General features: G+C 31.8%; 7 protein-coding genes and 2 pseudogenes. 8 read left to right on the forward strand and 1 reads right to left on the reverse strand.

Annotated elements, in window-relative coordinates; genetic code table 11:
• Window positions 1-232: 232 nt before the first annotated feature.
• Window positions 233-487 carry a transposase gene (locus tag HMPREF3186_RS09630; protein ID WP_156438975.1) on the reverse strand — a complete coding sequence of 85 codons (255 nt, stop codon included), beginning with the start codon at window positions 485-487 and terminating at the stop codon, window positions 233-235.
• On the opposite strand from HMPREF3186_RS09630, the gene HMPREF3186_RS08910 reads away from it, so the two are divergent.
• The 8 genes and pseudogenes from HMPREF3186_RS08910 (at window position 444) to HMPREF3186_RS05890 (ending at window position 5,493) form a co-directional block, all read left to right on the forward strand.
• Window positions 444-626 (forward strand): helix-turn-helix domain-containing protein, encoded by a 183-nt coding sequence (locus HMPREF3186_RS08910; protein WP_371451597.1) that lies wholly within the window; start codon window positions 444-446, stop codon window positions 624-626. The genes HMPREF3186_RS09630 and HMPREF3186_RS08910 overlap by 44 nt on opposite strands.
• On the forward strand, window positions 619-873 hold the full coding sequence (locus tag HMPREF3186_RS05860) for a class I SAM-dependent methyltransferase (RefSeq protein WP_003145474.1): 255 nt from the start codon (window positions 619-621) through the stop codon (window positions 871-873). The genes HMPREF3186_RS08910 and HMPREF3186_RS05860 overlap by 8 nt, the downstream gene beginning before the upstream one ends.
• The gene (locus tag HMPREF3186_RS05865) at window positions 870-1,343 is read left to right on the forward strand and encodes a DNA-methyltransferase (protein ID WP_231724171.1); all 474 of its coding nucleotides are present in this window, start codon (window positions 870-872) and stop codon (window positions 1,341-1,343) included. The genes HMPREF3186_RS05860 and HMPREF3186_RS05865 overlap by 4 nt, the downstream gene beginning before the upstream one ends.
• Window positions 1,324-1,758: a DNA cytosine methyltransferase gene (locus tag HMPREF3186_RS05870; protein ID WP_060914348.1), complete on the forward strand. Its 435-nt coding sequence runs from the start codon at window positions 1,324-1,326 to the stop codon at window positions 1,756-1,758. The genes HMPREF3186_RS05865 and HMPREF3186_RS05870 overlap by 20 nt, the downstream gene beginning before the upstream one ends.
• A 237-nt stretch (window positions 1,759-1,995) precedes the next feature.
• Window positions 1,996-2,103 (forward strand): annotated as a pseudogene (locus HMPREF3186_RS08915) (DUF1413 domain-containing protein); the annotation flags it as partial.
• Between the two features lie 171 nt (window positions 2,104-2,274).
• Window positions 2,275-2,643 carry an ArsR/SmtB family transcription factor gene (locus HMPREF3186_RS05875; RefSeq protein ID WP_003145044.1) on the forward strand — a complete coding sequence of 123 codons (369 nt, stop codon included), beginning with the start codon at window positions 2,275-2,277 and terminating at the stop codon, window positions 2,641-2,643.
• Between the two features lie 142 nt (window positions 2,644-2,785).
• Window positions 2,786-4,870 (forward strand): annotated as a pseudogene (locus HMPREF3186_RS05885) (heavy metal translocating P-type ATPase); the annotation flags it as partial.
• A gap of 143 nt (window positions 4,871-5,013) precedes the next feature.
• Window positions 5,014-5,493 (forward strand): Csac_0668 family 2Fe-2S cluster-binding (seleno)protein, encoded by a 480-nt coding sequence (locus HMPREF3186_RS05890; protein ID WP_060914351.1) that lies wholly within the window; start codon window positions 5,014-5,016, stop codon window positions 5,491-5,493.
• Window positions 5,494-5,692: the final 199 nt, after the last annotated feature.

Genomic DNA, 5,692 nt, shown 5'->3' on the forward strand with positions numbered 1-5,692 from the left:
TAATAGTAATTATATCGACGTAGGAAGGATAAGGCAGTGTCAAGATTTTTGTGTAAACATAATCTGAGGTTTTAAATAAAGTTAACTATTTATAATTTTATTAGTTCTTATGGCTTTTATTTCTTAGAGTTTAATAAGATTTTTCGAGAGATTTTGTCAAGAATTCAAAGAAGGCTTGCCCTTGTTCTTGACAAAATCATAGAAACATCTAAACTCTAGAAGGGAATAAAAGCTAGTATATATATATTTCTTCTATCATATTCTCTAATTCTTCTTTCGCCATACTAAAGCCATAGTGCGATATACCTACATATTTTACGTTATATTCACATGCTGATACACAAACATATCTGTTTAGAGATTGTTCATTAGGGAATTGTTCTTTTTTCTTAATTCCTTTTTTTAGATGTTTATTATAATTTTCTATTATATTTGTTGTATAAATACTTCTTCTTATTGATTTAGATATGCAACATAATGAGCTTATGGAAAAAGCAAATGTAAGTAGGAGTACATTTTATAAATTAAAGAATGGTGAGAATGTAACTACCGATATTTTGCTCAGAATTTGTGATGCATTGGATTGCGACATATCAGAAATTATGGAGTGTATTAAAAATGATTGAAATAATAAATGGAGAATGCATAGAAGAATTGAGGAAGTTAGACTCATCTACGGTTGATTTAATTATTACAGATCCTCCATATAATATTGCGAATTTCATGAACGGGAGAGATACAAATCTACAAAAAATGCGTTCTAATTTTTTTGGTGCTGCTGGTTGGGATGATTTAGATTTTAATGATTGGAAAGACCATATGAGATTGTTTTTAAAGAATCAAGTAGGATACTTAAGAATGGTGCTTCCATGATAGTTTTTATGTCAATATTAAGGGTTGAAACTCTTGTTGAAATAGCAAATAAATTTGGTTTTTATTATAAAACCACTGGAATTTGGCACAAAACAAATCCAATGCCTAGAAATATGAATTTACATTTTGTTAATTCAAATGAGTGCTGGATATATTTTACTTATAAAACAAAAACAGGAACATTCAATAATAAAGGTAAATTGGTTCTAGACTATATTGAAACATCTGTCACGACTGCTAGGGAAAAGAAATTAGGTAAACATCCAACACAAAAGCCAATTATATTATTCGAACATTTTATAAGATTGCTTTCAAATGAGGGCGATTTAGTAGTAGATCCATTTCTAGGAAGCGGTTCTTCTGCAATTGCAAGCTATAGATTAAATAGAAATTTTATTGGTGTTGAATTAGAAGAAAAATATGCTAAATTAGCGAATATGAGGGTAGAAGATGAAAAGACAAGTTATTGATTTGTTTTCTGGAGTTGGTGGACTATATAAAGGATTTTTTGACTCAGGATTTGAAATTGTTTTAGCAAATGAAGTTGACTATTCTATAGCTAATTCTTATAAAAAAAATCATCCTAAAGTGAAAATGATTAATGAAGATATTTCAAAATTAGATATTGATGATGTTTTTAATGAGTATAAAAATATAGACGTAATTGTTGGGGGACCACCTTGTCAAGGATTTTCTCAGAAAGGGAAAAGAAAAATAATGGATGATCCACGTAATTATTTATTTAAATATTTTTTTGAGGTAGTTAGTGTTGTTAGACCGAAGTATTTTGTGCTAGAAAATGTACCCAACATATTAACTGCAAATAACGGACATTTTAAAGACGAAATTTATAGCTTATGTTCCAGTAATGGTTACACGTTATGATGAAGGAAGATTATCCAGAATGTTAGTGTTTATGATGACCACTTTGTAATATGCTTTAAATCTGGAATTGAAAAGGAAGTATGATTTAATACTAATATAAACCGTCAATTAAGAGTTAGGTTCTCTTGATTGGCGGTTTTTGCATTGACTTTTACATGATTTATACATGTGATATTATCAAAAATGTTGTTTATAAGTTTATTGATAAGGAGTTGACCACATGAGTGATGTAATAAGCTGTTAGATGAAGCTATTAAAGAAACCGAAAACTTGTACGAAGGAGAAGTCTTTATTTTTAAGGAATTGTTTAAAGGATATGTATGGAACAGGATACCGAGAAAGGACTGCACTAATGTCGTAGTAGATGTTTTTGAGATATTTTAAATAATATAAAAACACTTGAATGAATGCTCATATAACTATTGACACAAGAGAAAAATAATAATATAATAAATATACAACGCATGAATGCTTGTTCAAGTAATCAGATAAAATGATTTAAAAAGAGGTGATAATATGACTAAAAAATTTAATTCAATTGAAAGATGTGACTGCAATGTAATTCATGAGGATATTGTAAATCAAGTTAGAGATAAAATGCCTCAAGAAGAAAGCCTTTATGATCTAGCAGAATTATTTAAAGTATTTGGAGATTCAACACGAATCAGGATATTATGGGCTTTACATGAAGCTGAAATGTGTGTTTGTGATATCGCTGTATTACTTAACATGACACAATCAGCAATTTCCCATCAGCTGAGAGTCTTAAAACAAGCTAATTTAGTGAAAAACAGAAAAGAAGGCAAGGTAGTATATTATTCATTAGTTGATGATCATGTAAGAGAAATATTTGACCAAGGTCTAATTCATATCAACGAGAAGTAGTAATGCGGTAGAATAGAATATTTTTTGAAGATATTTGGGCATATATTTAAGTCTTCATTTCAAATGAGCAATGCTTCAAGAAAATTTGAAAAAGACTTGTAGTATTCAAAATAAAATTACAAATAATATTTAGGAGGATTTAATAATGAAAAAGAAATTTATACTTGAAGGTTTAGATTGTGCAAATTGCGCGGCAAAAATGGAAAAGGCTATTAATGAGCTTGATGGAGTGAAAGAAGCTACTGTTAACTTTATGACCACAAAACTCGTTATTGATGGTGAGGATGAAAAAATGCCAAAAATAATAGCAGAGGCCGAAAAAATAGTTAAAAAAATCGAACCCGATACAACTATGAAAAAGGCTTAAAGGAGGCTATTTAGTATGACAAAACGACTATGGCGAATAATTATTGGTGCAGCCGTGTTAGCTACAGCAGTATTGCTTAGTTTAAATAACGAATGGTTACAGATTGCTCTCTTTATAATAAGTTACATTATTGTAGGTGGAGATGTTGTAAAAAGAGCTGTAAAAAATATTTTTAAAGGTCAAGTTTTCGATGAAAATTTTTTAATGAGTATTGCAACAATTGGTGCATTTTTTATTGGTGAGTATCCTGAAGGTGTTGCAGTTATGCTGTTTTATCAAGTTGGAGAACTGTTTCAAAGCTATGCAGTTGGCAAGTCGAGAAAGTCAATTGCAAGCCTTATGGATATTCGACCAGATTATGCAAATGTTAAAAAAGGTGATGAACTTGTCAAAGTTGACCCAGATGAAGTACAAATTGGAGATATTATTGTAATTAAAGCAGGAGAAAAAATTCCTCTTGATGGCAAGGTAATTGAGGGAAGTTCAATGATTGATACATCGGCACTAACAGGCGAATCTGTTCCTCGTGAAGTAGAAGTTGGAAGTGATATCCTAAGTGGGTGCATCAACATTAATGGGGTTATTACAGCAGAGGTTACCAAGGAATTTGGAGAATCTACTGTAAGTAAAATTCTTGATTTAGTTGAAAATGCAAGTAGTAAAAAATCCAATTCAGAACAATTTATTACGAAGTTTGCGAGATATTATACACCGGTTGTGGTTATAATTGCAGTTTTTCTAGCTATTATACCACCTCTTGTTATAGACGGGGCGACTTTTAGTGATTGGATATATAGAGCACTAGCATTCCTTGTGGTATCCTGTCCGTGTGCTTTAGTTATTTCAATTCCTTTGAGTTTCTTCGGTGGAATAGGTGGAGCCTCAAAAAAAGGTGTTTTAGTCAAGGGTAGTAATTATTTAGAAGCATTAGCAGAAACTGAAATTGTTGTTTTTGATAAAACTGGAACACTAACGAAAGGTGTATTTAATGTACAGGAAATTCATCCAGAAGGAGTTTCCAAAGAAGAGCTACTAGAATTAACTGCACATGCGGAAAGCTATTCCAATCATCCGATTTCACTTTCACTGAAACGTGCATATAGCAAAGAAATAGACAATGGACGTATTTCAGATGTAGAAGAGATATCAGGTCATGGTGTTATTGCAACAGTAGATGGCAAAAAGGTTATGGTAGGAAATATCAAACTTATGAAAATGATGGATATCCCTTATTTCAAGGGAGAGCTAATCGGTACTATTGTACATGTTGCTGTTAATAACAAATATATAGGTTACATTGTAATTGCCGATGAGGTAAAGGAAGATTCAGCACAAGCAATCAAGGAACTTAAGGCAGCTAATATTAAACAAACAGTTATGTTGACAGGTGATAATAAAAGTATTGGTTCAAAAGTTGCTAAAGAGCTTGGGCTTGATAAGGTTTATGCAGAACTGTTGCCAGCAGACAAAGTTGAAAAACTAGAAGAATTATTTTCGCAAAAATCTAAAAAAGGTAAACTTGCCTTTGTTGGTGACGGAATCAATGATGCACCTGTATTAGCTCGTGCAGACATTGGAATAGCAATGGGTGGTTTAGGTTCTGATGCGGCCATTGAAGCTGCTGATGTTGTAATTATGACTGATGAGCCATCGAAAATTGCTACTACAATGAAGATTTCTAAAAAGACACTAAAAATTGCACATCAAAACATAGTATTTGCAATTGGAATAAAAATAATTGTTCTTATTTTGAGTGCTTTTGGAATAACTACTATGTGGGCAGCTATATTTGCAGATGTAGGTGTAACTATCATCGCAGTATTAAATGCTTTTAGAGCTTTGAATGTAAAGAATCTATAAACTATTTTTCCTATTCACCCCTTGAATGATACCGATAATTGACGATACAATCAAGGGGTATTTTTTAATTTAAAAACTATAAATGAAAACTAGTTGGGATTTATCTTGAATTAAATGGTTTTAAAGATATGGAGGTTATGTAATTGAAAGTTATTGATGAATGTTACTGTGAATGTATCACACAAAATTTAAATAGAACAAAGGAGAGTTGCCCTGTCTGTAATAATGAAGGAGTAACAGTTAGTAGGATAACCGTTGAACACTTGGTGACAGATGATTATCGTAATGCCGTTGATGGAGATCAATATAAGATATGCATGAATGAGGACTACGACGTTATTTACTATAACTTAGATAAAGAAATAAAATTCTTAAAAGACCAAGTTAGGGTTCCTATCTGGTTTAAGAAAGATGCAGATCCTAAGTATGCTTGTTATTGCAGCAAAGTCACAGAAGATCAGGTAATTGAAGCAGTTGTAAAGCATGGTGCGAAAACCGTTAAAGAAGCAAATGTCATTACTGGAGCAATGAAAAATTCGCTTTGTAAGGAAAACAATCCTTTGGAGGTATGTTGTCATAAGATTATTCAGGAAGCCATTGATATGGGATTAACCATGAAATGATTTGAGTTGATATGTTCTCACGAACAGACAAAACCGTTGATATCTTCCCACAAACGAGAGCCAATGTTGGATATGTTTCCGACTACGAGTGTGGATATGTTCCCCTTAACCATAGGGGTTGAGAGGAGTAACACCGACAGGAAAAAATAGAATACCTAAAATGTCACTTTTGGTAGAGATACTTGAAAAAGTAGGACTA

Origin of the sequence: Gemella haemolysans (assembly GCF_001553035.1) — a bacterium.
Taxonomy (GTDB): Bacteria; Bacillota; Bacilli; order Staphylococcales; family Gemellaceae; genus Gemella; species Gemella haemolysans_B.

Bases quoted from the DNA above. Each gene is read 5' to 3' on its own strand.
- HMPREF3186_RS05860 (WP_003145474.1), top strand. From the start codon at position 619: ATGATTGAAATAATAAATGGAGAATGCATAGAAGAATTGAGGAAGTTA.
- HMPREF3186_RS05865 (WP_231724171.1), top strand. From the start codon at position 870: ATGATAGTTTTTATGTCAATATTAAGGGTTGAAACTCTTGTTGAAATA.
- HMPREF3186_RS05870 (WP_060914348.1), top strand. From the start codon at position 1,324: ATGAAAAGACAAGTTATTGATTTGTTTTCTGGAGTTGGTGGACTATAT.
- HMPREF3186_RS05875 (WP_003145044.1), top strand. From the start codon at position 2,275: ATGACTAAAAAATTTAATTCAATTGAAAGATGTGACTGCAATGTAATT.